The sequence below is a fragment of the bacterium genome (genome assembly GCA_016708025.1).
In the GTDB taxonomy this organism is placed as follows: domain Bacteria; phylum Zixibacteria; class MSB-5A5; order GN15; family FEB-12; genus FEB-12.
In genome coordinates, this window is sequence record JADJGQ010000001.1 from 96,016 (window position 1) to 122,846 (window position 26,831).

Below are 26,831 nucleotides of genomic sequence, written 5' to 3' on the forward strand. Positions count from 1 at the left end.
AGTCAACCGGCAGGTCCCAGAACCGCTGCATTTCGCTATGGATGGCTGCTCATAAGGATGGCAATTCGCCCATAGTCTGAACAGGAGATTTGGGGCCAATAATCTCAGTGGTCTACTATCGTCGCTTTATATGGCTGTGATGCAACTACTTAATGTTTTCAGTGGAATGTTTGGCTGTCAGGAAATTGCGGCATGGTATCTGCAAAGGGATAGTCAGGACAATTAAGGTTTATCTGGAATGCCCGATAGAAAGAGTATGGTACGAGTCCCATCCTTTCGGGCAGACAGGAAGAATCGAGGACCGAACCATGGCGACAGCAAAGAAACGAGTGAGCGGGATGCCCAAGAAGAACTATTGGCACCTGTACAGTCTGCAGAATCTTGAAGGAGATAAGTTGGCGAAGATAGTCAACAAGATACTGCGCAAGGAGTTTGTGCTTATCAAGTAGTTCTCCGGAGGTTTTTTCACTTGACAGCGGGTAGGGCCGGCGGTAGCTTCGAAACTTGAGTCGGCCGACGGGTCGCTCGTATTCTGTTAGTGGAAGGGACTTTGGGGAGGATTTGGTTTTTACGTTGGGGTTCATTACATGAGTCAATTACGCAAATTGTGGCAAAATAAAGTCACGTTTTGGTTTCTGCATGAAACGGAAGGCGCTCTGAAACGCCTGACGATTCGCGCTGCCTGGCTGATCTACGTGCCGGCCGCGATGATCGTTCTGCTATTCGCCAGTTCACTTCTGCTCTCCTCCTTCTTTGGTTCCAAGGTGAACGAGGACGAAATGGCCCGTCTGCGAAACGAAAACCAGCGGCTTACCCAGAAGTATCAGGCGATCAAATCTACGCTCAACGAGGTCAGCACGCGCGTTGACCAGTTGGCGCAGAAAGAGACCGCCATTCGCGCCCTCTTTAATCTCCCGGAAGTCAGCCCGCAGGAGCGCCAGCTTGGTATCGGTGGTCCCGATGCTATGGATTGGCTCCCGAAGTCTGAAAGTGAGGAGATCGCGGTCGCGACTGAAGCAGAGGTTGACAAGCTGCTCAAGCAGACTGAGTTCGAGTTCTCTAAATATGGTGAGATCGAAGGGGCGTTGCTTGGATTACGGGAACGTCTTGACCATACACCGTCGATCTGGCCCGCCAAAGGCTGGTTCTCTCGCGGGTTTGGAATGCACTACGATCCTTTCACCGGCTATAAGCAGATGCACCGCGGGATCGATATCGCCGCTCAACCTGGAACGCCGATCATTGCCCCGGCCAAGGGGAAAGTGATTTTTGCCGGCTGGGATTCAGGCGGTCTCGGCAATCTAGTGGTAGTTGAGCATGGTTACGGTTTTGTCACTCGCCATGGCCACATGTCCAAGGTGTTGGTCAAGCGCGGTCAGGAGATCGCACGGGGTGACCGGATCGGTTTGATGGGGTCGACCGGTTATTCGACTGGTTCGCATCTCCACTATGAGATTTACCGGAACGGTAAAGCGCTCAATCCGATGGAGTATATTCTCAATTAAGCTCTGGACTTGATACAGAATTCATGAACACCGCCTTTCAGGCGGTGTTTTTTTTGGCAATCGATGGCACACCTTGGAGGGAGAGGTGGTCGTTATTAGTCTGGGGAGTGGCATACGCATGGAACCTCCACTTGTTTGAGACTGTTGAACAATCAGGGAGAGGTAAGGCAGGCAAGATGAGATCAGGGGAAGAGAATCATGCCGGGCGCCGATCGGAAGTGCGGGACAGCGAGGATGAACGCGCGGTCAGGGAACTGATCATCCGCTGCAAGACGGGGGATACATTGGCGTTCGCCGAATTGATGCAGCGTTATCGCAAGCAAGTTGCCTCGCTGGCATACCGCATCACCAACGACTACGATGAAGCCGCAGACATCACCCAGGCAGTCTTCGTGAAAATGGCGGCCAATCTCGGGCGATTCGATGAGAATCGGAAATTCTATACCTGGCTTTATCGGATCACCGTGAATTGCGCGATCGATCATCTGCGCAAAACCAAACGCTTCCGCCATGAATCGCTGGAGAGTTATAACGACAAACTCGAATCACTGGCGGAAAACCCGGAAACACTGAGAAATCGGGAGTTGTTAGTTGAGTACATTCGGCAGGCGACGCTGTCGCTGAATACCAGGCAACGTTCCGCGTTTGTCTTGCGCGACATGGAAGGATGTCGAGTTGATGACGTGGCGGTCATGCTCGATGTGCCGGAGGCGACTGTCCGCTGGTATTTGCACCGTGCGCGGACCAAGATCCGCAAGGACCTCTTGCGCAGGTGCCCGCAACTTCTTATGCTGTTCGGCATTCGCTGAAGCTAAGACCCTTATTCCTGAGGCTGTGACGGATCATTCTTTATGGCGAGTATAGAAAAGCTGAGTCTGAAAATAGAAGGAATGCATTGCGCGAGTTGTGTCGCTTCGATCGAGCGAGGTCTCTCCGATCTGGCCGGAGTCGACAGCTCGCAGGTCAATCTGCTGATGAATTCAGCGACCGTTTCCTTTGACCCCGCCCGACTTTCCGAAACGGATATCATTCGGAAGATTCACGAGCTCGGCTTCAAGGCGAGTATTGCCACCCCGGATATTCTGACTGCCAATGCTGACGAAACGCGCGATGCCCGCAAGCAGTTTTTGATCGCGCTGGTGATCTCGATCCCGCTCATGGTATTCGGCATGGGACCGATGTTGAACGGTCATCAGCCAATCATCTCCATGCTTTGGGATGGTCTCATTCAGGCGGTCACGGCTGGCTTTATCCTCTTGTATACTGGTCACTCCATTCTGTTTGATGCTGCCCTGCAGACCCGACATTTGCGTGCCAACATGAATTCACTGGTCGGGATAGGCACGGTGGCCGCTTTTGGCTGGAGTCTCTGGGCGCTGTATCAGACGTCGGTTGGTCTGCATGAGGCGCTTTATTTCGATTCTGCCGGAATGATCATCGTGCTGATCCTGCTCGGTCGTTATCTCGAGGCTCGCGCCAAAGGAAGGGCTGGTGAAGCGATTCAAGCGCTCTTGCGCCTTCGTCCAGCCAAGGCGACAGGTTTCATCAACGGCATCGAGATCGAACTTGAGCCGGACATGATCCGTCCGGGGATGACCTTGCTGGTGCGACCCGGCGAGCGAATCGCTGCCGATGGTGTCGTGACCGACGGTGCACCGATCGTGGATGAATCGATGCTGACCGGAGAATCGATCCCGGTTGAAAAGAAGCTAAGCGATACGGTGATCGGAGGATCGCTTAACGGAAATTCGCCGTTCAAAATGGACGTGACCCGCGCCGGAGCGGAAAGCTATCTGGCGATGGTGATCCGGATGGTTTCCGAAGCACAATCCGTCAAAGCGCCGGTGCAGAAATTGGCCGACACGGTTGCGGGAGTTTTTGTCCCGATTGTCCTGGTGCTGGCGACTCTTACCTTGGTGGGTTGGCTGATCCTTGCGCCTGAGGATTCGATGGCGGTCAAAGCCTTCATTGCAGTATTGATCATTTCGTGCCCCTGTGCTCTTGGACTGGCGACGCCAACTGCGGTGTTGGCCGGGACCGGTCGAGCCGCACGCGCCGGGATCCTGATACGCGGGGGGGATATTCTCGAGCAGATCTCACGTGTCAACGTCATGGCGTTCGACAAGACCGGAACATTGACCGAAGGGCGACTTCAGGTGGTTCATCTGGCTGGGTTCGGCGGGCTTCCCAATCAACATCTGTTGTCACTGCTTGGCTCGCTGGAATGCCATTCAGAACACCCGATCGGTAAGGCGATTCACCGCTATGTAAAAGATCAGGAATACATTCCGGTTAAACTTGAGAAGATAGAGTCACGGCCGGGATTCGGGATGACTGCTCGACATGATGAGCAGCTTCTGGCAGTGGGGAATTTGGCGCTTATGCAGGAGTCGGCCGTCACGCTCGGACTCGCGGGAGCTGCGGCTGAGGCTGAGATGGCGCTAGGACGTACAGTAGTCTATGTCGCTCTGAATGGCCGTGCGATTGGGGTCATTTCCGTTGCTGATACGGTGCGTGCCGATGCCGCGCCGGTGGTCACCGAACTGAAGCAATCATTAGAGAAGGTGGTCATGCTCTCCGGAGATAATGCAGTGACTGCCTCGGCCGTCGCGGGCAAATTGGGGATCGAGTTCGTAGCGGAGGTTCGCCCCGAACAGAAGAAGGGGATTCTCGACGGATACCGTCGCTCCGGGCAGATCGTTGCGATGGTCGGGGATGGGATTAATGATGCCCCGGCGCTGGCGGCTGCGGATGTCGGTATAGCCGTGGCGGGTGGGACGGATATAGCTATCGAGGCCGCCGATGTAGTACTACTTCGGCCCGATTTGCATTTGCTGACCCGCATGTTGAAACTTTCTCGGGCTACTCTCGGCGTGATCAAACAGAATTTGTTTTGGGCATTCTTCTACAACGTCATAGCTATCCCTGTGGCTGCCGGTCTGTTCTACCCATTGACCGGCTGGACGTTGTCGCCAATGATCGCTGCTGGAGCGATGTCGTTTTCATCGCTGTTTGTGGTGCTCAATTCGCTCCGCCTCGCGCGGATCAAGCTCTGATCTGGATCTGTTGTTCAGATTCTGAACACTCCCCATTTGGGCCGAGTGCTTTTCTTCCTGCCTGCTGTTCGACATAGGTTCTCCTCCGATAACTATATGTAATCAAAAGGGGAATCGATTACCGTGACGCAAATTGACCAGAGGCAGTCGCCCGCCGCCGCGCGCGATCTGGACAGAACAACCGAACAGGAAAACTGGGTCGAGCTGTTCTCCTTGTTTGTTCATGACATGGAATCGCCACTGGCCTCAATGAAATATATCCTGAAATTGCTCGATGAACAGAAATTGGATCTGACCAAACCGAGACACCGGCAGTTGGTCAGCTCCTCCCGAATTGCGGTCGAACGCGCAGAGTCAATTGTTTACGATCTGCTGGCGGTTGCTCGAGGCGGAGAACAGGGGATGAGCGCCCAGAAGGAGCCGTTCGATCTCAAGTCGACAGTTGAGAATGCGGTCATTCTTGCCACTGCCTCAGCGGCGGAGAACCAGATCACTCTTTTGACGCAGTTTCCTGCAACCGGAGTCGAAGCGATCGGCGATACCCGGCTACTAGCCCGAGTGCTGGACAACCTGCTGTTCAATGCTGTTCGGCATACGCCTTCGGGCAAGGCTATAACCACTTCCATCAGCCATGCGGAAAAGACTGTGACCATTGAGGTACTCGATGGCGGGAGCGGATTTGGCGATGTTGATCCATCCATTCTGTTTGAGAAGTTCGGTCAGGTTCATTTGCGCGCTCAGGGAAAACACCGGGGCGTGGGACTTGGCCTTTATTTTTGCCAATTAGCGATCCAAGCAATGGGGGGAATCATCCAGGCAACTGACCATCCATCCGGTGGAGCTGTCTTCGCGGTGACCCTGCAGAAAGCATAGGCGGGAGAAGTAAGATCATGGCATTTGATGCAGAATCATATCTCAAGTCGGGCTCCAATGAGCTGCGTGTCCTGGAATATCGGACGAACGGCATGTCGTTCGGGATCAATATTCTCAAGGTCAGCAAGATCGTGCAGAAGCTGGTTGATTTCACGCGAGTTCCTCAGGCTCCGCCTGCCGTGACAGGGGTCTTTAAAGATCGCGATCATCTGGTTCCGGTCCTGGATCTTGCGTATTTCCTCGGGATCAACAAGGAACCTTCTGTTCACAAGAATGTGATCGTGACGGAGTTTTTTGGAATGCAGACTGGGTTTGCGATCGACCGCGTTGATTGGATACACCATTTCCGGTGGGAAGATGTGATCGATGCCAAGACCGCGCTGGCGGGAGTCAAGTACAAGTACGTTATCGGGATCGTCAAACCGACCGAAGATAGAATGGTTCAGCTTCTCGACTACGAGACTATTCTATTGGATCTCTGTCCCAAGCTGAAGGATATGAGCATCCAGTCCTACCAGGGAGAAGCCAACTTTGCAGGGCGTCGCGTCCTGATCGCCGAAGACTCACCGGCTGTCCGCGCGATGCTGGTGAATGAGCTGTCGGAATATGGATTTGAGGTCGTGGAAACGACCGACGGCGAGGAGGCCTGGCAGGCATTCCAGAAGCAATCTTTCGACCTGGTGGTCTCCGATGTCGAGATGCCGCGCATGGATGGTCTGGCGTTTACGTTGCGGGTCAGACAATCGGAACGGCCTAATACGCCGGTGATCGTTTATTCGTCGATTGGCGATGTTGGGATGAAAGCGAGAGCGGCGTTCCTCAAAGCCGATGCTCACATCACCAAGCTGAATCTGAATCAACTGATGATAACCGCAGACAAGCTGATTCGTGGTGAAAAGGTCGAATTTGACGGCTATACGCCGGAGACGATGCCGAATCTGCTGGAAGCGGCGACGGTCTAGCCAGAAGTCAAGTTACCCGATTTCAGCGAGGGGAGGGTTATCGCCCTTCTCCCGCAACTTATAGTTGCCCTTCGCCCTCGCATAGTATAGCTTTTTCCCTATGTCATTCTCTCCGCGATCCGCATTGGCGCTCTTTCTTTTCATGGCCCTAACGGCCCTTGCTTTGGCGGTCTGGTGGATCATCTTCATGGCCCACCTCGTGGATGAAAAGGTGGAGATCGCCCAACAACTTGGAGCATCGCCCGAGATGCTCGAGCAGATCCATCAGCAGGAGATCAGCCGCCAGATCATGCTCGGCATGGAAGGGGTATTTCTTATCCTGTTGATCCTGCTGGGTGGGTGGTTGATCTACCGAGCGTTGGTAAAGACGGAAGAACTCAAATTTCACCAGCAGAATTTCCTGATGGCGGTAACGCATGAACTGAAAACGCCGCTCGCCTCGATCAAATTGTATCTGGACACGATTCAGTCTCCCAAAATAGAGGCATCGAAGAAGGAGACGATCATCCCCAAGATCCAGCAGGATGTCGCCCGGCTGGAACACCTGGTCCAGAATATACTCGATGCCGGCCGATTTGAACGGAGTGGCTACCGCCTCAACAAGATCGATGTGAACTTGAGCGATCTGGTCCGCGAGCGAGTGGCGGTAGTTCGCGGACTTCCTTCGTCGGTGGCCAAACAGGTGACAGATGAGATTCAGCCGGATATCATGATTGATGGCGACCAGCTTGCGCTGGGGAGGGCCATCGATTCGATCCTTGAGAATAGTCTCAAGTATCATGATGGCTCCGGGATCCAGATCGATCTGAAATTGAAAGAGATATCGGGACGGATCACGCTGACGATCACCGATCGCGGGATAGGATTCGAGAAGAAAGACAACAAGGCGATCTTTGACCGCTTTTACCGCGTCGGCGATGAAATGACGCGGACGCAGGCGGGGACCGGACTGGGACTGTTTCTCTGCCGAGAGATCATCCGCGCCCATGGCGGGACAGTGACTGCCGAATCAGACGGCCCCGGCAAAGGGGCAACCTTTACGATAAGTCTCAAAAAGAGCTGATATGAAAACGATCCTTCTTGTCGAAGATGACCAGCACCTTGCCGATGGACTGATCCTCAATCTGGAGGCGGAGGGGTATCAGGTCGTCCATGTTGCTGACGGCAATCACGCGTTCGATACATACCAGCGCGGCATATTCGATCTGGTGCTACTGGATATCATGTTGCCGGGGGTTGATGGCCTGACCATCTGCAAAAAGATCAGAGCGGCTGGCGCCACGTTGCCGGTGCTGTTTGTGACTGCCCGCGATCAGTCCGATCAGAAGGTCGAGGGACTGCTCGCCGGGGGAGATGACTATATCACCAAGCCGTTTAATGTGCAGGAGTTGTTGGCGCGAATTCAGGGGATATTCCGCCGTCAGGCCTGGTTGGCGGCCGAGGATGCTGTCTCGGATGAATATGAGTTTGATGGTCGGAAGATCAACTTCAAGACGTTTGTGGCAGAAGGGCCGGGGGGGAAGCATCAACTAACCCGCAAAGAGTGCATGGTCATCAAGTATCTGATCGAGCGGGCGAATGAAGTGGTCAGCCGCGATCAGTTGCTGGATGCTGTTTGGGGGTATCATATCTATCCGACCAATCGGACTGTCGATAATTTCATTCTCAAACTTCGCAAGATATTTGAAAATGATCCGAAAGAGCCGAAGTATATTGAGACCATTCGCGCGGTGGGGTATCGGTTCAACCGATAGGATACATCTATGCCGACAATATTCATAGTCCTTGCGACCATTATGAGCCTGGCGGCGTTTGTCGTTTTTTTTCTCGTCTTTCGACAGATCCGGAAGGAGTGGAAGAAAGAACGGGAGGAGCGTCAAAAGGAAAGCGGAAGCAATTCCCAATGAACGGTCATCGACGGATCATCACACTTGCCACACTTGCGATCATTTTGGGGTTGGTCTCGTTCGCCTGCGGGCCAAAATTGCGGGTTTCATCGTTGTCATCTGAGACTCTTGCAATCAGGAACTGGTCGATTGTGCCGGTGGATTCGCTCCCCGATACACTTACTACAAACAATGATCGAGCCAGAGTAAAGCTGGATCGAGGGACCAGTCTCTTTCACTCAGTATTTGTCGAGCAGGTTCGCGGTGAGCTGTCATCGAGTCATGGTATTCGACACTACGAAAATATGCCAACAGGTGGATACATCTCAATTCGATGCATCCTTGCATCGGAGTATGCTGTGCCTCAGCAGGACACGCTTGCTCGCGAGGATGAGTCGTCCGGTACGAGTGCGTCGCACTTCACTAGTGCATTTACCTACATGGTGCTAGATAAGATTCTCAATGGATCGCCGGTCAAAATCGTCGAAGTGACGATCTACCGTGACGATGGGTTCATTCTGGGGATGTTTCGTTTGGGGAACGGCAAGGATGAACGAGTAAAGGCATCAGCGGTGGCGAAAAACATAGCCAAAGCTAGCTGAGAAAAAGCACTAACTGAAAATGGCTTGTCTCGGTTGACCCAAGACAAGCCATTAATATAGATTACACTCGGGACTATTTCTTCACTGGCACTGGATCAAGAAGCGGTTCTTTGATGCCGGCGATCTTCCTGGCGATCTCGACCTTATCTTCCAGCTTCGCGGTTGCGCGAATCACCAATTTGGCGCCATCGGGTGAACCGCCGCCATGCATACATCCCGGCACGCCTCCGCCGATCGTGCACCATTCAACTAATCGAGCCGCACGGGCGCGCGTCTCGCCATCGGCTTTGGCGGTCAAATATTTCTTGATCAGATGTCCGTACTTTTTGGATTGGAAATCCTTGTACGACGGCATACAGCCGGTCTCGGCAATACCGCCAGCGATATCCTGAGCCAGCACCGATGTCTGATATGGCAAGGTAGCGACGTGGACTTTGTTGACATTTGACAGCAACGGGTCACAGAGCCATGCGCCGGAGGGATGTTTCTTTCCACGCGCCGCCGCGGCGATACCGACCGCGTAGGTCGTTTCATTGTTGATATACATCTGGGTCAATTTGTCGGCGAAGACTTTGGATGACAGACCATTCGCTCGGGCGGTCAAAATTGCCGAGCCGATCTTGATATCACCCTGACCGGCAACACAGCCGCCAATCGCCGCGCGATACGGACCGATAAAATAGCCGATCGTTGACATCGTATATTTCGTTTCACCGCACATGAAAACACGTTCGTTCGGGATGAATACGTTTTCGAAGAAGAGGAAGGATTGGGTGATGCCGCCCTCTTTGACCGGATTGTCGAACCCGTCTTCTTCATCGCGGGTATCGCTGGGATGACGGGTCTCAACGATGGTGAGCCCCTCGATATCGCGCGGAATCACAAATGACAACGCAAAGTCGGTCTCATCCTCTTTGTAGCCTGTGCCGGGGATGATGAAAATCTCGTTGGCGGCAGCCACGCCGCAGATCATCAATTTGGCGCCACGGACGACAATGCCATCTTTGCGTTTCTCAACCAGATGCAGGAAGACATCTTTGTCATCCTGAGCACTCGGGGACTTGGCGCGGTCACCTTTGGCATCGGTCAGCGCTCCGGCGCAGGTGATATCCCGCTCCTGGGCGGAACGGAGCCAGGTCAGCAGACGCTGGTGGTAATCGGTTCCCAGATCGCGATCCATTTCAAAGGTGGTGTTGAACATTGCGTTCATGGCTGTCCAGCCGGCGCACCGTCCGCCGGTGCAGGTGCCGGTGAGATGGAACATCAACCGCTTCATATCGCTGTTGGCAAACTGGTCCTCGGCGGACATGATGATCGAGAGATAGCGACTGATCGGTTCGCCGGTCAGGTGCGATTTCGCGGTTACCTTGTCGCGGAGTTTTTCATCGGCGGCGGCCTTGAATGTCCAGGCATGACCTTCGACCGTTCGTTTGGTCGCCGGGTGAGTGGTGACATCCTCGATCAGACTGTCCCATTTGTAGATATTCGGGCGCATCGCTTTCAAAGATGCGATGTACTGCTCATATGTTTTGATCGCCATCGTTCAGTTACCTCGCGTTACGCATAGTTTGGCTGAAATATAGCCTGAGTCCGGATTATTACAAGACAAAACGGTCAATGTTAGCGCTGATCACTATATCGACTTTTGAAAAGAAAAATGAGTGAATGAGCAATGCGCTCCCCTCTGCCAAGTCGTACTGCGTGATTCCGGAACATTTCTCCAACTCAAGAGCAGGAGATTTAAGAATACTTGCGAGTAAACGATTTGGGCCAAGAAAGTTTAGTTTGCCAACGGGCGAGTCGTGCGCTTGACTAACAGTATGACCGATATGCAACTGCCGGAGAATCAGGCAACACTCCTGCCAAAATGCCGCCTTCGCCCGGGAGAGATATGGAGCGACCCGCAGGGGAAGCATGTTGTGGGGTGCGGCGACTGCACGGACAGCCAGTTTGTATCACGTCTCATGAATGGCCGAGCCAAGGCATCGCTGGCCGTTCAGGATCCGCCGTATAATCTGGTAGTGTTCGAGCGGCGATCGGTGGAGGAGTATATCGCGTGGTGCGAGCAATGGCTGGATTTGAGCGAGCAGGGGTTGGCGGAGAACTCGTCGCTGTATGTTTGGCTGGGGGCGGATCAGAACAACCATTACCAGCCGTTACCGCAATTCATGCAGATGATGCAAGGTCAGTCGTTTCAATCCCGTTCTTTCCTGACCATGCGGAATCAGCGCGGTTACGGCACTCAGAAAAACTGGATGGCGGTACGCCAGGAATTGCTGTATTACACCAAAGGGGAACCGTTCTTTCAGCCGCAGTACACCGAGATGCCAAAAGCGCTGAAGGGGTACTACAAAACGATCGGGGGAGAGCGGATGGAGAATATAGAGAGGTCGCGCTCACCGTTTCTTCGGGCGGGTAATGTCTGGATCGATATTCAGCAGGTCTTCTATCGGATGGAAGAGAATGTTTCGCTTTGTTATGCGCAGAAGCCGCTCAAGGCGATCGAGCGGATAGTGACTGCATCATCACTGCCGGGGGAGACGGTGCTCGACTTCTTCTCCCATGCCGGTACAACTTTGCTGGCGTGCGAGCGCTTGGGAAGAATATGCATCACCTGCGATATTGACCCGGTTTTTGCGGAGATCACGATCAGGCGGTTGGAGAGGTTTCGTGCGACAGGGAAACTTGGCTGGCAGCGGATGGACCCGTTTGCCGAAGGTTGATCGGCAGATTACTTCAAGTACTCCAGACTCACCCCGGAATTGTCCAGCTTCACGTAGGTGAAGTGGTGAATGAAATCCCCTGAATTGATATAGGTGCCGTTGTCGAATTTCTCAAAGACCGGGATATGCAAATGCCCGATCACGACAACATCGTTCCCTTCGGCCAGTTTCCCCTGAGCATACTGCCTGTAATCGTTGGCGAACTCATGGTCTCGACGCGAGGTATACTCGCGAGATGAACCAGAGACCCACTTGGCGAGCGGGTAGGCCCAGTCGGGCGGGAGTTTTCGATAGAGCCAGATATTAAACCGATTGCGAAGGATTTTCTTAAGGAATCGGTATCCGGAATCGGCTTTGGCCAGGCCATCGCCATGACAGAGAAAGAGCTTTTTGCCGCCGTAATCTAGAGTCAGGGTGTCACGATGAACCACGATACCGATCTGTTTCTCGAAGAAGTCATCCATCCAGAAGTCATGGTTGCCGGAGATGTAGTCGATCTGGATGCCCCTGGCGCGGAGTTCATGGAGGCGAAAGAGAACTTCGAAATGGGCTTTCGGGACAACATGTTTGTATTCGAACCAGAAATCGAAAAGATCGCCGAGGATGATCAGTCGGTCGCCATCAGACTTCACCAGTTCAAACAGGCGTGCGATATTGGCCAGCTTGGTTTGTTCGGATTCAGGAGACCCTGTTCCGAGGTGAGCATCAGAGAAAAGATAAAGCGCCATCAGGTGAATATAGCGGCGGAGTGCGCCGTGAAACAGTCAATTTCAGGCCGGCCCTGGTGTATCAGGGCCGAACCCGTATTAGTTATCCGACCTTTTCCATGAAACGCGGCATCGCATGGTAGAAACTGTCCGCCAGTCTGGCCAGCGGGATGTCGATCAGGGATTCAATCACCAGTCGACTCCCGCCCACTGAGCCGATCCTGTTGATCGGAACGCCAGCTGAGCCGAATATCTTCTCCAGGTCATTTGCGCTGGATTGATCGGCCGAGACGATCACGCGCGACTGGCTTTCCCCGAAAAGGAGGCAGTCCGGGCGGATAGAATCATTCAATTTGACTGTCGCACCGATCTGATGTTCTTGATTTGAAATACAGCACTCGGCCAGTGCGACAGCCAGGCCACCATCGGAGCAGTCATGCGCCGATTTGACCAGCCCGGACCGGATCGCATGGAGGAGTGTCTCCTGCATTTTCTTTTCGAATGGAAGATCAAGCGAAGGGATCGGGCCACGCGTCTGACCGAGAATCGACTTGAGATATTCTGAGCCGCCCAGTTCTTCTTTGTTGGTGCCGATCAGGAAGATGACATCGCCATTTTCCTTGAACCATTGCGTGGTGATGTGGTCAAGGTGTTCGACTAGTCCAACCATGCCGATAGTCGGGGTCGGGAAGACTGCCCGCTCCGGATCCTCGTTGTAGAACGAAACGTTGCCACCGGTGACCGGGGTTTCGAATGCGATGCAGGCCTCGCCCATTCCTTTGATCGCCTCGGCGAAGCAGTAGTAGACCTCGGGCTTGTACGGATTGCCGAAATTGAGGCAGTTGGTGATGGCCAGCGGCTTGCCGCCGGAGCAGACGATATTACGCGCCGACTCAGCCACTGCAATCTGGGCGCCGAGGCGCGGATTGAGATAGCAGTAGCGGGCGTTGCAGTCAGTCGACATGGCGAGCGCTTTGTCGGTCTTGCGGAGGCGAAGGACCGCGGCATCAGAACCGGGGCCGACCGCCGTATTTGTGCGGACCATGGAATCGTACTGCTCAAAAACCCAGCCCTTATGACAGAGGTTGGGAGACCCGAGCAATTGTACCAAGGTCTCCGACCAGTTACGGTTCGGGGCGAAATCATTCAGGTCGAGTTTATTGACATCGTCCATATAAGTCGGACGCTTGGTTTCGCGGTGATAGATCGGGGCAGAGCCGCCGAGAACCAGAGAATCTGCCGGGATGCGGGAGACGATCTGGCCATTCAGTTTGACCGTCATGAAGAGGTCATCGGTCACTTTTCCGACGATGGTCGAATCAAGTCCCCATTTGTCGAAGACCGCTTTCACGGCGGCTTCCTTGCCCTTCTTAACGCAAACCAGCATTCGTTCCTGAGACTCTGAGAGGAGGATCTCGTAGGGGGACATGTGCGGTTCGCGGACCGGGACGAGATCGATATTTATCTCTATCCCTGCTTTGCCGCGGGCGGCCATTTCTGAGGATGAACAGGTGAGGCCGGCGGCTCCCATATCCTGGATACCGATTATCAGGTCCTGCTCAATGATCTCGAGAGTAGCTTCGAGCAGCAATTTCTCGGTGAATGGATCGGCGATCTGAACAGACGGGCGTTTTTCTTCGGACTTGGAGCTGATCTCTTCGGAGGCGAAGGTCGCACCATGGATGCCATCACGTCCGGTCTTGTTCCCCACGATCATGATCGGGTTGCCAGTACCGGCCGCTTTGCCGAACGCGAGCTGGTTACTCTTGACGATACCTACCGCCATGGCATTAACGAGCGGATTACCGGTGTAGGAATCATCAAAGAAAACCTCACCAGCGACTGTCGGCACACCAAAGGAATTGCCGTAGTCACCGATCCCCTTGACCACACCGGAGACCAGGTGGCGGACTCGCGGATTGTCCGGTGATCCAAAGCGGAGTGAGTTGAGGGATGCGATCGGGCGCGCACCCATCGTGAAGATGTCACGGAGGATCCCGCCGACACCGGTCGCGGCACCCTGATATGGTTCGATTGCGGAAGGGTGATTGTGGGATTCTATTTTGAAGACCACAGCCAGACCATCGCCAATGTCAACCGCGCCGGCATTTTCTTCGCCGGCTTTGGAGAGCAGATTGGCGCCATCGCGCGGGAGGGTTTTAAGTAATGCGATGGAGTTTTTGTACGAGCAATGCTCGGACCACATGACCGAAAAGACGCCGAGTTCGGTGTAGTTTGGTTCGCGTCCGAGGATCTTCTTGATGTATTCGTACTCATCCGGCGTAATGCCATGATTGGCTATCATTTCCGGTGTGACTTTGGGCTGGGTGAATCCGTCTGCCATTGGGCCTCTCTGGTTAGAAAGGGTCGAATATAGGGGGCGCTACTGGTCAGGTCAAGGTCTACCTAAAAGCTGTTTCCGCTGCTGATTGCAGCATATATCTTATGGTCCATGAGTATCCTGGCGAAAGTCACCCGCACAATTGAGGCACACAATCTGTTAGCAAACGGGGATAAGGTGCTGGTGGCGTTGTCCGGGGGGCCGGATTCGGTCGCATTGCTGCATCTGCTCGTGCGACTCAAGCCACACTATCAATTGCAGTTAGCCGCAGTTTACGTCAATCATCAGATCCGCAAACGACCCGCGTTGGCCGAAGCGAAGTTCTGTCAGTCTCTTTGCAAGAAACTGAAGGTCCCGTTGACGATTCATCGCGAGGATATTCCCGCTCTGGCCAAACAGCAGAAGATCGGGATAGAGGAAGCAGGGCGGAATTTCCGGTACGAGTTGTTCGAGCGTTTGGCCCGCGAACAGAAGTTCACTCGGATCGCATTGGGGCATCACCAGAATGACCGTGTTGAGACGGTGCTTTTCAGGATCATCCGTGGCACCGGAAGAACCGGTCTGGCTGGCATTCCGGTGAAGCGGGATAAGTATATCCGGCCGCTGTTTGACCTGACCAAAGCGGAGATCCTCGCCTACTTGAAGGAGAACAGACTCGCCTATTGTCTGGACCTTTCCAATGAAAGATCGGACCAGAGCAGGAATTACATTCGGAATCGCCTCCTGCCGGAAATTCGGAAGCGACTCAATCCACAGGTAGACAGGGCGATTTTGAATTTGGCGGAGACTCTGGCAGAAGAAGAAAAGGTGCTTCAAGCGCAAGTTGAACGGGTTCTTAAGCAGGCGATCACAATCACACCGGGCGGCAAAATTGAGCTTGATAGAGATAAATTCCAAGCGTATACTAAATGGCTCCGTCGCAGACTGTTAAGGTACTGTCTGGGAAGCATTTCCGAGGGACAGATGGTTGACCGCGAATCGGTCGACCGCCTCGATGACCAGATTATGGCGGGCGGCGGGAATCTCTCGCTCCCCGGACGTATTCAGACCGTCCTGTCCGGTTCAAAGATTGTCTTTGTGCACGGTCAGCCGATACAGTTGGAAAGGGAGCTGTCACCGGGAAAAGCGGTTCGGTTAGCCTGTCCGAACGTTCAGATCGCCGTCCGATTCGGCCGAAGTCTCCCGAGCAAACCTCTGTCGCGACGAAGGGCATCACGGGTGACGGTGGATCGAGCCAAGCTCGAATTTCCGCTGACGGTGCGGTCGATTCGCACGGGTGACCGGTTTGTCCCGCTGGGGATGCACGGACGCAAAAAGGTAGGCGACTACCTGACCGATCGGAAAGTACCGAAGGTCTATCGCGATGAAATTCTGGTCGTTACTGACGGCCAAGGGATCATATGGGTGGTCGGATTTGAGATCGCCGACCGAGTCAAGGTTGATAGGTCAACCAGGAAGGTAGCCACGCTTGAGGTCATCAACTCCAAAAGGGCTCTCACGCCAGCCGTTTGAGTTGCTGCTTGATCAGCGCGCGATCACGCGCCGGATCGAGGAGATGGGAGCACAGCTCACCGCAGATTATGCGGGCGAAACGCCGGTTCTGGTCGGCGTCCTGAAGGGATGCGCGGTCTTTCTGGCGGACCTGATGCGGACGATCAAGTTGCCGATCGAGCTGGAGTTTGTGTCGGCGGCTTCCTATCGGACGGGAGTACGTCGCGAAGAGGACGTGATCATCGGCGGCGGCTTTTCCATCCCGATGGCGGGGCGCCATGTGCTGGTGGTGGAAGGAGTTGTCGATTCCGGGAAGACGGTCGCTTTGGTTACCGAGAAGATTCGCAAGATGGAACCGGCTTCCCTGGAGATTGTTACACTACTCGATAAACCCCAGAGCCATCGCGTAAAAGTCGATGTTAAGTACAAAGGATTCAGCATCGGCAATGATTTCGTGATCGGTTTTGGACTCGACAATACACAGAAATACCGAAACCTGCCGTTTATCGGACGGTTGCTCGACAAATGATCGCGGGCAATTGTGACACGGATAGATGAATCAACGGACGTTTCGGTAGTATAACCTGTATCTGAACACGTGATAGTGGAGAGACAGTGAACGATTCTTATAACAAAAATGACCGTCCCGGATCTGGTGGCAAAAACAAGGGGGAGGCTCCCCGCGACACTGCCGGATGGCGTGGCCCCGGCAAAACGTTGCTTTTCTGGGCGGTACTTATTCTGGGCGGACTAGTTGTTTTCCAGTACCTGACCGGGATGAATCCCGAGGTTGCTGAGATCAGCTACTCCGAGTTTACTCAGCAGATCGGAAGCTCGAACATTACTGAAGCTACCTTTCTGGAGCGGGAGATCGAAGGGAAGCTGAAGGATCCGACAACCTTTGCCTCGAGCAAGAGCAATCGGACCTTCGCTCAGTTCCGGACGCGCATACCATTCCCGGACACGAATTATGATATCGTGAAACGGCTCGAAGCATCGGGAGCAAAGATCAAAGCGGCCGAAAAGGGCCCTGACTTTCTTTCCATTCTGGTCGCCGTTGGACCCTGGATACTGTTGATCTTTGTCTGGATATTCTTCCTGCGCCAGATGCAGGGTGCATCCGGTCCGAAGGGGTTATTCTCATTCGGAAAATCCAAAGCAAAACTGCTGACGGATGAGCGCCCCAAAGTAACATTCAGTGATGTCGCTGGTGCGGATGAAGCGAAAGAAGAGCTGCAGGAAATCATCGAATTCCTGAAGGAACCGGGGAAATTCCAGAAGTTGGGCGGCAAGATCCCCAAAGGGGCACTCTTGCTTGGTCCGCCCGGAACAGGCAAAACGCTATTGGCCCGCGCAGTGGCGGGTGAAGCCGGCGTACCGTTCTTCTCGATGTCGGGCTCAGATTTTGTGGAGATGTTTGTGGGTGTCGGCGCAAGCCGCGTTCGCGACCTGTTTGAACAGGGGAAGCGGAACGCTCCCTGCATCATCTTTATCGACGAAATCGACGCGGTTGGACGTCACCGAGGCGCCGGTCTCGGCGGTGGGCATGATGAGCGCGAACAGACTCTCAACCAGTTGTTGGTTGAGATGGATGGATTTGAATCGAACGAGGGTGTTATCCTGGTGGCCGCCACCAACCGCCCGGATGTACTTGATCCGGCGTTGCTTCGCCCGGGACGATTCGACCGACAGATCGTGGTCGCCACGCCTGATGTCAAAGGGCGTGAAGGGATCCTCAAGGTACACACGCGCAAAGTAAAAATGGCGAATGATATCGATCTGACCGTGCTGGCCCGCGGCACACCCGGTATGTCCGGCGCCGACCTTGCCAACATGGTCAATGAAGCGGCGCTATTGGCGGCCCGAAAAAACAAAGAGTCTGTCTCGATGTTTGATTTCGAGGAAGCCAAAGACAAAGTGATGATGGGCTCGGCGCGCAAGTCGATGGTTATCTCCGACGAGGAGAAGAAAGTGATCGCGTATCACGAGGCCGGTCATGCTTTGGTCTCCAAGTTGATGCCGAAAGCGGACCCGATCCACAAGGTGACGATCATACCGCGCGGGATGGCGCTGGGTGTCACCCAGTCATTGCCAGTGGATGAACGTCACACTCACAGCCGAGATTATCTTGAGACAGTGCTGGCGGTGATGATGGGTGGGCGTGTGGCCGAGATACTGGTCTTTGATCAGCTGGATACTGGCGCGGGGAATGACTTGGAACGTGCGACTAAACTGGCGCGCAAAATGGTCTGTAACTGGGGGATGTCGGAGAAGATCGGACCGGTGACTTTCGGCAAGACCGAGGAGCATATCTTCCTGGGTCGCGAAATGGCACAGGCGGCGGATCATTCCGAGGCGACCTCGGTTATCATCGATCAGGAGATTTCGCAGTTTGTTCTGAAAGCCGAGGCCCTGGCTCGCAAACTGCTTGCAAATAACCTCGACAAGTTGCATGACCTGGCCAAGGCGCTCCTTGAGCGGGAGATCATCGATGGTCGCGAGGTTGATGTGATCATTGGACGGACTTCAGGCGATGCCGAATTGGTAGTGGCGCCTGCGCCGACGAGTTAGAAGTGGCGATAGACCGCGAGAAGATCATCCGCGGGGTGAAACTGATCCTTGAGGGAGTCGGCGAAGACCTGACTCGCGAAGGGCTCGAGCGGACTCCCGAACGGATAGCCGAATTTTACGAAGAGGTCCTGGCTGGTATGGAGCAGGACCCCGCGGTTGAACTGAGAAAATATACCACCAAAAACAAAGACGAGATGATCATCCTGCGTGACATCTCGTTTTTCTCTTTGTGCGAACATCATCTGCTCCCGTTTTTTGGGCACATCCATATCGCCTATATTCCGCAAAACGACAAGATGGTCGGTTTCTCCAACATGATCAAGGTGATCGATATCCTGACGAAGCGCCTGCAGGTGCAGGAACGTCTCACATCACAGATCGCCGATTCGATCGTTGATGCGCTGGGTGCCAAAGGAGTGCTTGTAGTGATCGAGGCGGAGCACCTCTGTATGACTATGCGCGGCCTTAAAGCACCGGGAAGCCTGATTGTCACGTCGGCCGTGCGCGGCATGATGCGGCGCGATGCCACCCGTTCCGAAGCGCTGACGCTGATAGAGAGTCGTCGGAAGTAGCTTTTTTCGCCAGACAATTCTCTTGCCTTCCCGCGATGACTTCGCCACTTTGGCAGTAACCTATTCAGGGGATTGCCTATGTCAGACACAACTCAATCCAAGCCGACATTGCCGCCACTTCTGCTCAGCAGAGATCGCAGATTGCTGTTCGATCGACCCCTGGTGATGGGGATTGTCAATGTCACCCCGGACTCCTTTTCCGATGGTGGGCAGTTTCTGGCGGCGGACCATGCGGTCGGCCAGGCGCTTCGGCTGATTGACGAGGGTGCCGACCTGATCGATATCGGTGGAGAATCGAGTCGACCGGGGGCAGATACGGTGCCGCTCGAGGATGAACTCCAGCGGGTGGTGCCGGTGGTAGAGCAACTTCGGTCGCAGACCGAAATTCCGATCTCAGTTGATACCTACAAATCGGCAGTAGCGGAGGCGGCACTCAAGGCGGGGGCCGATATCATCAACGATATATCTGCATTGCGCATGGATCCCGATATGGTGAAAGTGCTGGCAGAGGCGGGCGCGCCGGTTATCCTGATGCATATGCTGGGGACTCCCGCGACCATGCAGCAGTCGCCGCATTACAGCGACTGCGTGGAGGAGATCACGGCGTTTTTTGTGCAGCGGATCGCCTTTGCGATGCAACATGGGATTTCTCATGAACGGATCATAGTTGACCCGGGGATCGGGTTCGGGAAGCGGCTGGAGGATAATCTGGATCTGCTTGGGTCGCTACACCGATTCGCACAATTTGGATTGCCATTACTTGTGGGAGCGTCAAGAAAGTCCTTTATTACCAAGGTTACCGGCGCGCAGACCAGCCCGACGGAGAGACTTGGGGGGTCAATAGCGGCGGCAATTGTGGCCGTGCAGAATGGCGCCAATATCATCCGCGTCCATGACGTGGCGGCAACGGTAGAAGCATTGAAAGTAGCACGAGCGATAGCAGAACGTATATGAATTTCCTGGGATTTGACTTCATCCGGTTTGGGTTTGCGAGACGCGGTCGATATTCTGATCGTTTCGTTTATCATATATCAGTTGCTGAAGCTGACTAAAGGGACTCGTTCGGCGCAGATCATTGTCGGGATGTCGTTCATTGGGGCAATCGCGTTCATCTCGTACTGGTTTCAACTTGAGGCGCTCACCTGGTTATTCTCGAACCTGGCGACAGTCGGGTTCATTGTGCTGATCATAGTTTTTCAGCCGGAACTTCGCGGCGCACTGGCCCATATGGGTCAGAACCCGATCTTCCGCCGATTCGTCAATCTGGAACAGAAGCGGACGCTTGAAGAAGTCGCTCGCGCGGCGCTCAGGCTGGCGGAACTTCGGTATGGCGGATTGATCGTCATTGAGCGACGGACCGGCCTTCGGAATTTCGCGGAGTCGGGCCGCTTGATGAACTCGGAGCTGTCGTCGGAATTGCTGATCACGCTGTTCACCCCCTATACTCCGTTACATGATGGCGCGGCAATCGTCTCGGGAAACTATGTGATCGCGGCGGCATCATCGTTACCGTTGTCCAGCAATCCGAAGTATGCACAGTTGTTCGGGATGCGTCACAAGGCGGCGATCGGGGTCTCGGAACTTTCCGATGCGGTCGTGGTGGTTGTTTCGGAGGAGACGCAGGCGATCTCGATCGCGTATGAGGGGGAACTGGAGAAGGACATCAAGAAGGTCGATTTCAAGGATCGGTTGCAGTGGTATTTGAAGAAGTAGGTTCCGAACCCCCCGTTTGACTTTCCACGCTAATTTCCCTACCTTGGCAACTCGCCGTCGGAACCAGTCCGTCGACGATACGTTATGCCGTTGGATGCCAACATATTGGCTCCTGCACATCAATACAAGGATAGCATGCACGACCTGAGCAAAATTAGGAATTTTTCGATCATCGCTCATATCGACCACGGGAAATCTACCCTGGCCGACCGGCTGTTGGAACAGACCAAAACGCTTTCCAGCCGGCAGATGCATGCCCAAGTGCTCGACTCGATGGAGTTGGAGCAGGAGCGCGGCATTACGATCAAGGCCCATGCAATCCGCCTTGACTACAGGGCGAAAGATGGCAGTATCTATGAGTTTAATCTGATCGATACGCCCGGCCATGTCGATTTTACGTACGAAGTAAGCCGGTCGCTGGCCGCCTGCGAAGGGGCGATCCTGGTGGTCGATGCTTCGCAGGGGATCGAGGCGCAAACGCTGTCGAATCTCTATCTCGCGATGGAGAACAACCTGAACATCCTGCCGGTCGTGAATAAGATCGACCTTCCCTCCGCCGATCCCAAAAAAGTGACTGACGAGATAGTCGAACTGATCGGCTGCAAGCCGGAGGAAGTCATTCCGGTGTCGGCAAAGGTAGGGCTGGGTGTCGACAAACTGCTGGAAGCGATCGTTCACCAGTTCCGTCCGCCGGTCGGTGACCCCGATGCTCCATTGCAGGCGATGATCTTTGATTCAACGTTTGACGCCTACCGAGGCGCGCGGCCTCTGGTCAAGATCATGAATGGATCATTCAAGAAGGGGGATAAGATCCGCTTTTTCTCGAGCGGGAAATCCTTCGATGTCGAAGAAGTTGGGTATCTGCAGATCGACGCGGTCCCGCAGGAGGCGCTCCGGACCGGCGATGTCGGCTATTTGTATGCTTCGATCCGTGAAGTGGCTGACACCAAGATCGGGGATACGATCACGCTGGTCTCCAATCCGGCCAAAGAGCCGGTGCAGGGGTTCGTCAATGTTAAGCCGATGGTCTTTTCCGGTTTGTATCCGGCTATCGCCGAGGATTTCGCCGAACTGCGCGAGTCGCTCGAAAAGCTGAAGCTGAACGACAGTTCGTTGACGTTTACGCCGGAATCATCGACCGCGCTCGGATTCGGCTTCCGTGTCGGGTTCCTCGGACTGCTCCATATGGAGATCATCACGGAGCGATTGAGCCGCGAATACAACCAGACGATCATCAACACGGTGCCAAACGTCGAATACAACGTGCAAAAAACCGATGGTACGAGGCTCGCCTGCGACAATCCGGCGGAGATGCCGGAAGCTGGCGCGATCGATTTTGTGGAAGAGCCGTTTGTGGATGCCCAGGTGATCGCTCCGGCGGAGTATATCGGTGCGATCATGAAACTGGCAACTGACCGTCGTGGCGAATACAAAACCACCGAATATCTTTCGACCACCCGTGTCAGCCTGAATTATGCGTTTCCTTTGTCGGAGATCATCTTCGATTTCTATGATAAGCTGAAATCCGCCACGCGCGGATATGCTTCGTTTGATTATGGATTGCCCTACTATCGCCGGTCCTCACTGGTCAAGCTGGATATCCTGGTGAATGGAGATCCTGTCGATGCGCTTTCGGTGATCATCCATCGTGAAAAAGCGTATCACTGGGGGATGCAGCTTGGTGAGAAGTTGCAGAAGTTGATCCCGCGCCAGATGTTCGAAGTGGTGATCCAGGCGGCGATCGGAAGCCGGATCATCAGCCGCTCGACCATCAGAGCGCTCCGCAAAAACGTGACGGCAAAATGTTACGGTGGCGATATTTCGCGTAAACGGAAATTGCTCGAGAAGCAAAAAGAGGGGAAAAAGCGAATGAAGCAGATCGGGTCGGTGGAGATCCCGCAGGAAGCATTTTTGGCGGCGCTGAAGATAGAGCGGTAGTGCTCGGGTCTGGAATCCCTCACCCGCCTCTTCGAGGCACCCTCTCCCTGAGGGAGAGGGGAAATCACACAACAAATAGAAGTTGATTGCATGCAGGGGCGAGGTATATTCGCAGCATGGATCCCACAAAATTCCCCGATTACATGGAACTGGCGATACGCGAGGCCGAGATGGCGTTCGAAGAGGGAGAGGTCCCGGTCGGCGCGATCATCGTGCACGAAAATCGTGTGATCGGGCGGGGACACAACCGGACCGAAGCATTACATGATGCTTCAGCGCATGCCGAGATGATCGCCCTCAGTGCGGCCTACAGCTCGTTCAACGACTGGCGCCTTGAGAACTGCTATCTATTTTCAACGCTCGAGCCGTGTATTATGTGCGCGGGGGCATCAGTGCTGTCGCGCATTCATACCATTGTCTATGGCGCGCCGGATATCCGTTTTGGCGGGTGCGGGTCGATTGTCACGATCCCGACTGATGCGAGATTAAATCATCGGTGCGAGATCATCGGCGGTATCAGGGAGCCGGAGATCGCGGAGATGATGCGGCTCTTTTTCCAGCAAGTGCGCAAGAACAAACATAAGGTGAATTGATGCAAGCTACCAATCAGCAGAGTCGTGAAGCGCAGTACAACATGGTGCGCATTTTTGCGATCGTGATGTACCTGGTCGCTCCCGCGATATACCTCTACATCGCCTACACCATGCAGGCGACACGCTCGGTACAGGACAACATGGTGATGCTGATTGTGCTCCTGGCTGTTGCGCTTGGAGAACTAGTTGCATCATCTTTTCTCCCTGATATGATTTTGCGGAAATCGCCTGACTTCAAGACACAGAAGGCGCCGCTTCAGCAGTATTGGACTATTCGGATGGCGATGGTGGAGAGTGTATTCATTTTCGGACTGGCTTACTTCTTCATCGCGGGAAATTTCAATGCTATCTTCTATTTTTATGCGATCGGGGCGATAGGCGTAGTGATGCACTGGCCGACGCGCGAACGGTTCGACGCGATCGCCGATAAACTGGAGGCGAAATGAGTCTTCGAGATTCCGACTATAACCTGACCGGCATAATAGCAAAGCCGCTTTATTTCGGGACATTCATCAACGTCCTGCTTCCCGGGTTGTTACTGCTCGGCTGTTATTATCTCGAGAAAGGAAACGGGTGGGCATCGATGGTCGACCCGTATTATCTCAACCCGATCCGGACCGTGATCGCGGTCGTCGCACTGGCGCATTTAGGGGCGGTGATCTTCTGGCGAACCAAGATTTACAACAGCCCGATGATCAGCCGGAAAGATAATTTCGAGTCGGATTTCAAGGAGGAGTACTACCGTCGCACCAAACCGTTGTTCGTGGCGATCGCGGCGATCTCGCTTTACGGCGTGATCTATTTCTTTCTGACCGGCGAGTTTGACAACTTCTTCCTTGGGATATACATCTTCTGTTTCCTGGTGTTCCAGTTTGTCCGGCCACGGTTTGGGCTGGTGCAAAAGCTGATCGAACGGCAGGAAAAGCTGGTGAAAGAAGGTAAACTGCGGGGGTAAGGCTACGAGCGTACTTTCCGCCTCCGCTATCTAGTTGCGGGAGAGTGGAGAAGCGGGGGGAGAATCTTCTTGCCAATTGGCGGCAAATCAATAGATTATCGGCTCGCGGGGGGATGTATTTGTCTGAGACCGGAGAGGTGGCTGAGCGGTTGAAAGCGGCGGTCTCGAAAACCGTTATACCCTTTGGGTATCTAGGGTTCGAATCCCTACCTCTCCGCATTTGTTTGTGGCTGAATCTCGATGATAATCTGAATATTAGGGAGGAGGGTATATGTCCCAGCCAAAAATCGAATTGCTCGGTATTTACTTGCTCAATGTGAACGATACTCTGATCGAAGAACAGATGTCAACGCTTTACGACATCGAAGCGCTGAGTGAGGACACATTCGCGTTACAACAATGCCGAAAGGAGTGCGAAGACCTTCTTCGTACAGCTGTTCTCATTGAGGTGCTGGCGAGTGGTATTGACAAGAGCTTTTCTATTGATGATTTCACTCAGGAACGTGCCGATCTCCCACGCGAAAACTGGCAGGCCCCCTGGGCGGAAGCGTTTCTTGCAGAAAATGGCGAAAGCCTGCTCGTTGAGAGAGGGAGCGACCCACCCAAAGGTATTGATCCGTTTCGCATTGCATTCTATCTTTTTGACTGGAAGTATGATCTTCCTCTAAAAACTAGTTATGGCTCGATTCCATGTCCAAAGCCGACGATTTTGATTGAGAGACTGAATCGCCTGGTGCCATATGAACTGCTTGATTAGTGGTCACCACGATCTCTTATGTTGCCACTAACTCCATCTGCGCATAGTTTCCTACCACATTCCAAGGAGTACCCGTGCAGCCGTTGACAATCGCGATCGGAAATCAACCCCTCAACCTCCTGCCGTCGCAGGCGAATCGGCATGGGCTCATCGCCGGCGCCACCGGCACCGGCAAAACTGTCACCATGCAGCGATTCGCTGAAGCATTCAGCCGGATCGGTGTGCCGGTTTTCCTGGCGGATATCAAAGGGGATGTTTCCGGTATCTCAGCCGCCGGTTCGGCGACGCCAAAAGTCGCGGAACGTCTGGAACTGCTCAAGATAGCGAATCATCCGTTCGAGGGATGTCCGGTTACGTTCTGGGATATCTACGGCGAAAAGGGGATGCCGCTTCGGACGACCATCTCCGATATGGGGCCACTGCTGTTGTCGCGGCTGATGAATCTGAGCGACACGCAGTCAGGGGTGCTGACCTCGGTATTCAAGATAGCCGATGATCACGGGCTGCTGCTTTTGGATCTCAAAGATCTCAAGGCGATGCTTCAGTTTGCGGCGGATAATTCCAAACAGTTCACGACGCAGTATGGGAATATCGCGACAGCTTCGGTTGGGGCGATCCAGCGGGGGCTGGTTGGATTGGAGCAGGAAGGGGCCGACCAGTTTTTTGGTGAACCGGCGCTCGAACTGAGCGATCTGATGAAGGTGGATGAAAAGGGGCGAGGGTTGGTCAATATCCTTGCGGCCGATAAGCTCTTTCAATCACCGCGAATTTATGCTACCTCGCTGTTGTGGTTGTTGTCGGAGCTGTTCGAACAGCTCCCGGAGGCAGGGGATCTGGAAAAGCCAAAGCTCGTATTCGTTTTCGATGAAGCGCACCTCTTGTTCGAAGATATGCCGAAAGCGCTCGAAGATAAGATAGAGCAGGTGGTGCGCCTGATCCGGTCAAAAGGGGTGGGAGTATATTTCGTGACGCAGAACCCGCTCGACATACCGGAATCAATTCTCGGTCAATTGGGGAATCGGGTGCAACATGCCCTGAGAGCCTACACCCAGAAGGATACCAAAGCGGTCAAAGCGGCGGCGCAGTCATTTCGGACCAATCCCGGAGTCGATCCTGAAAAGATCATCACCGAACTGGGGACCGGAGAAGCACTCGTTTCGTTGCTGGATACTAAGTCAGTACCGATGCCGGTTGAGCGGGCGTTTGTTCTTCCACCACACAGCCAGATCGGACCGATTCCAGATGAACGCCGAAGCATGTTGATAGAACTTTCACCCCTTCGCTCTCGATACTCGCAGACGATTGACCGGGATTCCGCCTATGAGCGACTGAAACAGCGCGCGGAGATGGCGGCCCAGGCAGAGAGTGAGGCCGAGACGACTCGTCGGAAACCTAGCACGACAACTCGCGGACGTACACCCGAGAGTCCGACCGATGCTCTAATGAAGGGGGCGGCGCGAGCGATAGGGAGTACGCTTGGGCGAGAAGTAGTCCGCGGAATACTCGGTGGTCTGTTTGGCGGACGAAAGCGGTAGCCTTTCACTCGTCCAGCTTCGATGATCCTCTTGCATGAATTGGCAATCTGT

General features: G+C 54.1%; 26 protein-coding genes and 1 tRNA gene. 24 read left to right on the forward strand and 3 right to left on the reverse strand.

Going from position 1 to position 26,831, the window contains the following annotated elements; all coding sequences use genetic code 11:
* The first annotated feature begins 308 nt into the window (after positions 1–308).
* From IPH75_00345 to IPH75_00390, 10 genes are all read left to right on the forward strand, one after another.
* Positions 309–449: a hypothetical protein gene (locus IPH75_00345; protein MBK7140510.1), complete on the forward strand. Its 141-nt coding sequence runs from the start codon at positions 309–311 to the stop codon at positions 447–449.
* A 138-nt stretch (positions 450–587) separates the two neighbouring features.
* On the forward strand, positions 588–1,505 hold the full coding sequence (locus IPH75_00350; GenBank protein ID MBK7140511.1) for a M23 family metallopeptidase: 918 nt from the start codon (positions 588–590) through the stop codon (positions 1,503–1,505).
* A 176-nt stretch (positions 1,506–1,681) separates the two neighbouring features.
* Positions 1,682–2,314 carry a sigma-70 family RNA polymerase sigma factor gene (locus tag IPH75_00355; protein ID MBK7140512.1) on the forward strand — a complete coding sequence of 211 codons (633 nt, stop codon included), beginning with the start codon at positions 1,682–1,684 and terminating at the stop codon, positions 2,312–2,314.
* A 42-nt stretch (positions 2,315–2,356) separates the two neighbouring features.
* Positions 2,357–4,561: a heavy metal translocating P-type ATPase gene (locus tag IPH75_00360; protein MBK7140513.1), complete on the forward strand. Its 2,205-nt coding sequence runs from the start codon at positions 2,357–2,359 to the stop codon at positions 4,559–4,561.
* 123 nt (positions 4,562–4,684) lie between these two features.
* Positions 4,685–5,434 carry a HAMP domain-containing histidine kinase gene (locus IPH75_00365; GenBank protein ID MBK7140514.1) on the forward strand — a complete coding sequence of 250 codons (750 nt, stop codon included), beginning with the start codon at positions 4,685–4,687 and terminating at the stop codon, positions 5,432–5,434.
* A 17-nt stretch (positions 5,435–5,451) separates the two neighbouring features.
* Entirely contained in the window at positions 5,452–6,396 is a 945-nt protein-coding gene (locus tag IPH75_00370; protein MBK7140515.1) for a chemotaxis protein CheV, read from the forward strand.
* A 100-nt stretch (positions 6,397–6,496) separates the two neighbouring features.
* Positions 6,497–7,459, forward strand: coding sequence for a HAMP domain-containing histidine kinase (locus tag IPH75_00375; GenBank protein MBK7140516.1), 963 nt, complete (start codon positions 6,497–6,499; stop codon positions 7,457–7,459).
* Position 7,460: 1 nt separating this feature from the next.
* On the forward strand, positions 7,461–8,150 hold the full coding sequence (locus tag IPH75_00380) for a response regulator transcription factor (protein MBK7140517.1): 690 nt from the start codon (positions 7,461–7,463) through the stop codon (positions 8,148–8,150).
* Positions 8,151–8,159: 9 nt separating this feature from the next.
* Complete coding sequence (locus IPH75_00385; protein ID MBK7140518.1) at positions 8,160–8,303, forward strand: hypothetical protein; 144 nt, start codon at positions 8,160–8,162, stop codon at positions 8,301–8,303.
* Positions 8,300–8,884 carry a hypothetical protein gene (locus IPH75_00390; protein MBK7140519.1) on the forward strand — a complete coding sequence of 195 codons (585 nt, stop codon included), beginning with the start codon at positions 8,300–8,302 and terminating at the stop codon, positions 8,882–8,884. The genes IPH75_00385 and IPH75_00390 overlap by 4 nt, the downstream gene beginning before the upstream one ends.
* A gap of 73 nt (positions 8,885–8,957) precedes the next feature.
* Here IPH75_00390 and IPH75_00395 read toward each other — a convergent pair whose 3' ends face one another.
* Positions 8,958–10,424 (reverse strand): 4-hydroxyphenylacetate 3-hydroxylase, encoded by a 1,467-nt coding sequence (locus IPH75_00395; GenBank protein MBK7140520.1) that lies wholly within the window; start codon positions 10,422–10,424, stop codon positions 8,958–8,960.
* 280 nt (positions 10,425–10,704) lie between these two features.
* On the opposite strand from IPH75_00395, the gene IPH75_00400 reads away from it, so the two are divergent.
* The gene (locus IPH75_00400; GenBank protein ID MBK7140521.1) at positions 10,705–11,607 is read left to right on the forward strand and encodes a site-specific DNA-methyltransferase; all 903 of its coding nucleotides are present in this window, start codon (positions 10,705–10,707) and stop codon (positions 11,605–11,607) included.
* An 8-nt stretch (positions 11,608–11,615) separates the two neighbouring features.
* On the opposite strand, the gene IPH75_00405 is transcribed toward IPH75_00400, so the two are convergent.
* Both IPH75_00405 and purL read right to left on the reverse strand, forming a co-directional pair.
* Positions 11,616–12,335, reverse strand: coding sequence for a UDP-2,3-diacylglucosamine diphosphatase (locus tag IPH75_00405; GenBank protein MBK7140522.1), 720 nt, complete (start codon positions 12,333–12,335; stop codon positions 11,616–11,618).
* An 82-nt stretch (positions 12,336–12,417) separates the two neighbouring features.
* Positions 12,418–14,658: a phosphoribosylformylglycinamidine synthase subunit PurL gene (gene purL, locus IPH75_00410; GenBank protein ID MBK7140523.1), complete on the reverse strand. Its 2,241-nt coding sequence runs from the start codon at positions 14,656–14,658 to the stop codon at positions 12,418–12,420.
* A gap of 108 nt (positions 14,659–14,766) precedes the next feature.
* On the opposite strand from purL, the gene tilS reads away from it, so the two are divergent.
* From tilS to IPH75_00475, 13 genes are all read left to right on the forward strand, one after another.
* Positions 14,767–16,167: a tRNA lysidine(34) synthetase TilS gene (gene tilS, locus IPH75_00415; protein ID MBK7140524.1), complete on the forward strand. Its 1,401-nt coding sequence runs from the start codon at positions 14,767–14,769 to the stop codon at positions 16,165–16,167.
* Positions 16,124–16,675, forward strand: a complete 552-nt coding sequence (gene hpt, locus IPH75_00420) for a hypoxanthine phosphoribosyltransferase (GenBank protein ID MBK7140525.1) — start codon at positions 16,124–16,126, stop codon at positions 16,673–16,675. The genes tilS and hpt overlap by 44 nt, the downstream gene beginning before the upstream one ends.
* A 248-nt stretch (positions 16,676–16,923) precedes the next feature.
* A complete protein-coding gene (gene ftsH / locus IPH75_00425; GenBank protein ID MBK7140526.1) occupies positions 16,924–18,717 on the forward strand; it encodes an ATP-dependent zinc metalloprotease FtsH in 1,794 nt (597 codons plus the stop codon).
* A gap of 8 nt (positions 18,718–18,725) precedes the next feature.
* The gene (gene folE, locus IPH75_00430) at positions 18,726–19,289 is read left to right on the forward strand and encodes a GTP cyclohydrolase I FolE (GenBank protein ID MBK7140527.1); all 564 of its coding nucleotides are present in this window, start codon (positions 18,726–18,728) and stop codon (positions 19,287–19,289) included.
* A gap of 78 nt (positions 19,290–19,367) precedes the next feature.
* Positions 19,368–20,243, forward strand: a complete 876-nt coding sequence (folP, locus tag IPH75_00435) for a dihydropteroate synthase (GenBank protein MBK7140528.1) — start codon at positions 19,368–19,370, stop codon at positions 20,241–20,243.
* Between the two features lie 33 nt (positions 20,244–20,276).
* A complete protein-coding gene (locus IPH75_00440) occupies positions 20,277–21,002 on the forward strand; it encodes a TIGR00159 family protein (GenBank protein MBK7140529.1) in 726 nt (241 codons plus the stop codon).
* Between the two features lie 135 nt (positions 21,003–21,137).
* On the forward strand, positions 21,138–22,940 hold the full coding sequence (gene lepA, locus IPH75_00445; protein MBK7140530.1) for an elongation factor 4: 1,803 nt from the start codon (positions 21,138–21,140) through the stop codon (positions 22,938–22,940).
* Between the two features lie 116 nt (positions 22,941–23,056).
* Positions 23,057–23,533, forward strand: a complete 477-nt coding sequence (locus IPH75_00450) for a nucleoside deaminase (GenBank protein ID MBK7140531.1) — start codon at positions 23,057–23,059, stop codon at positions 23,531–23,533.
* Positions 23,533–23,979 (forward strand): hypothetical protein, encoded by a 447-nt coding sequence (locus IPH75_00455; protein ID MBK7140532.1) that lies wholly within the window; start codon positions 23,533–23,535, stop codon positions 23,977–23,979. The genes IPH75_00450 and IPH75_00455 overlap by 1 nt, the downstream gene beginning before the upstream one ends.
* Positions 23,976–24,488 (forward strand): hypothetical protein, encoded by a 513-nt coding sequence (locus tag IPH75_00460; GenBank protein ID MBK7140533.1) that lies wholly within the window; start codon positions 23,976–23,978, stop codon positions 24,486–24,488. Before IPH75_00455 ends, IPH75_00460 begins: the two co-directional genes overlap by 4 nt.
* Before the next feature lie 131 nt (positions 24,489–24,619).
* Positions 24,620–24,705, forward strand: a tRNA-Ser gene (locus IPH75_00465).
* A 54-nt stretch (positions 24,706–24,759) separates the two neighbouring features.
* Positions 24,760–25,245: a hypothetical protein gene (locus IPH75_00470; GenBank protein MBK7140534.1), complete on the forward strand. Its 486-nt coding sequence runs from the start codon at positions 24,760–24,762 to the stop codon at positions 25,243–25,245.
* A 74-nt stretch (positions 25,246–25,319) separates the two neighbouring features.
* Positions 25,320–26,780, forward strand: coding sequence for a DUF853 family protein (locus tag IPH75_00475; protein ID MBK7140535.1), 1,461 nt, complete (start codon positions 25,320–25,322; stop codon positions 26,778–26,780).
* Positions 26,781–26,831 lie beyond the last annotated feature (51 nt).

Excerpts from the sequence above, each read along its gene's own strand:
- IPH75_00345 (MBK7140510.1), top strand. The coding sequence starts at position 309 with ATGGCGACAGCAAAGAAACGAGTGAGCGGGATGCCCAAGAAGAACTAT.
- IPH75_00350 (MBK7140511.1), top strand. The coding sequence starts at position 588 with ATGAGTCAATTACGCAAATTGTGGCAAAATAAAGTCACGTTTTGGTTT.
- IPH75_00355 (MBK7140512.1), top strand. The coding sequence starts at position 1,682 with ATGAGATCAGGGGAAGAGAATCATGCCGGGCGCCGATCGGAAGTGCGG.
- IPH75_00360 (MBK7140513.1), top strand. The coding sequence starts at position 2,357 with ATGGCGAGTATAGAAAAGCTGAGTCTGAAAATAGAAGGAATGCATTGC.
- IPH75_00370 (MBK7140515.1), top strand. The coding sequence starts at position 5,452 with ATGGCATTTGATGCAGAATCATATCTCAAGTCGGGCTCCAATGAGCTG.
- IPH75_00375 (MBK7140516.1), top strand. The coding sequence starts at position 6,497 with ATGTCATTCTCTCCGCGATCCGCATTGGCGCTCTTTCTTTTCATGGCC.
- IPH75_00380 (MBK7140517.1), top strand. The coding sequence starts at position 7,461 with ATGAAAACGATCCTTCTTGTCGAAGATGACCAGCACCTTGCCGATGGA.
- IPH75_00385 (MBK7140518.1), top strand. The coding sequence starts at position 8,160 with ATGCCGACAATATTCATAGTCCTTGCGACCATTATGAGCCTGGCGGCG.
- IPH75_00390 (MBK7140519.1), top strand. The coding sequence starts at position 8,300 with ATGAACGGTCATCGACGGATCATCACACTTGCCACACTTGCGATCATT.
- IPH75_00395 (MBK7140520.1), bottom strand. The coding sequence starts at position 10,424 with ATGGCGATCAAAACATATGAGCAGTACATCGCATCTTTGAAAGCGATG.
- IPH75_00400 (MBK7140521.1), top strand. The coding sequence starts at position 10,705 with ATGACCGATATGCAACTGCCGGAGAATCAGGCAACACTCCTGCCAAAA.
- IPH75_00405 (MBK7140522.1), bottom strand. The coding sequence starts at position 12,335 with ATGGCGCTTTATCTTTTCTCTGATGCTCACCTCGGAACAGGGTCTCCT.
- purL (MBK7140523.1), bottom strand. The coding sequence starts at position 14,658 with ATGGCAGACGGATTCACCCAGCCCAAAGTCACACCGGAAATGATAGCC.
- tilS (MBK7140524.1), top strand. The coding sequence starts at position 14,767 with ATGAGTATCCTGGCGAAAGTCACCCGCACAATTGAGGCACACAATCTG.
- ftsH (MBK7140526.1), top strand. The coding sequence starts at position 16,924 with ATGAATCCCGAGGTTGCTGAGATCAGCTACTCCGAGTTTACTCAGCAG.
- folP (MBK7140528.1), top strand. The coding sequence starts at position 19,368 with ATGTCAGACACAACTCAATCCAAGCCGACATTGCCGCCACTTCTGCTC.
- lepA (MBK7140530.1), top strand. The coding sequence starts at position 21,138 with ATGCACGACCTGAGCAAAATTAGGAATTTTTCGATCATCGCTCATATC.
- IPH75_00450 (MBK7140531.1), top strand. The coding sequence starts at position 23,057 with ATGGATCCCACAAAATTCCCCGATTACATGGAACTGGCGATACGCGAG.
- IPH75_00455 (MBK7140532.1), top strand. The coding sequence starts at position 23,533 with ATGCAAGCTACCAATCAGCAGAGTCGTGAAGCGCAGTACAACATGGTG.
- IPH75_00460 (MBK7140533.1), top strand. The coding sequence starts at position 23,976 with ATGAGTCTTCGAGATTCCGACTATAACCTGACCGGCATAATAGCAAAG.
- IPH75_00470 (MBK7140534.1), top strand. The coding sequence starts at position 24,760 with ATGTCCCAGCCAAAAATCGAATTGCTCGGTATTTACTTGCTCAATGTG.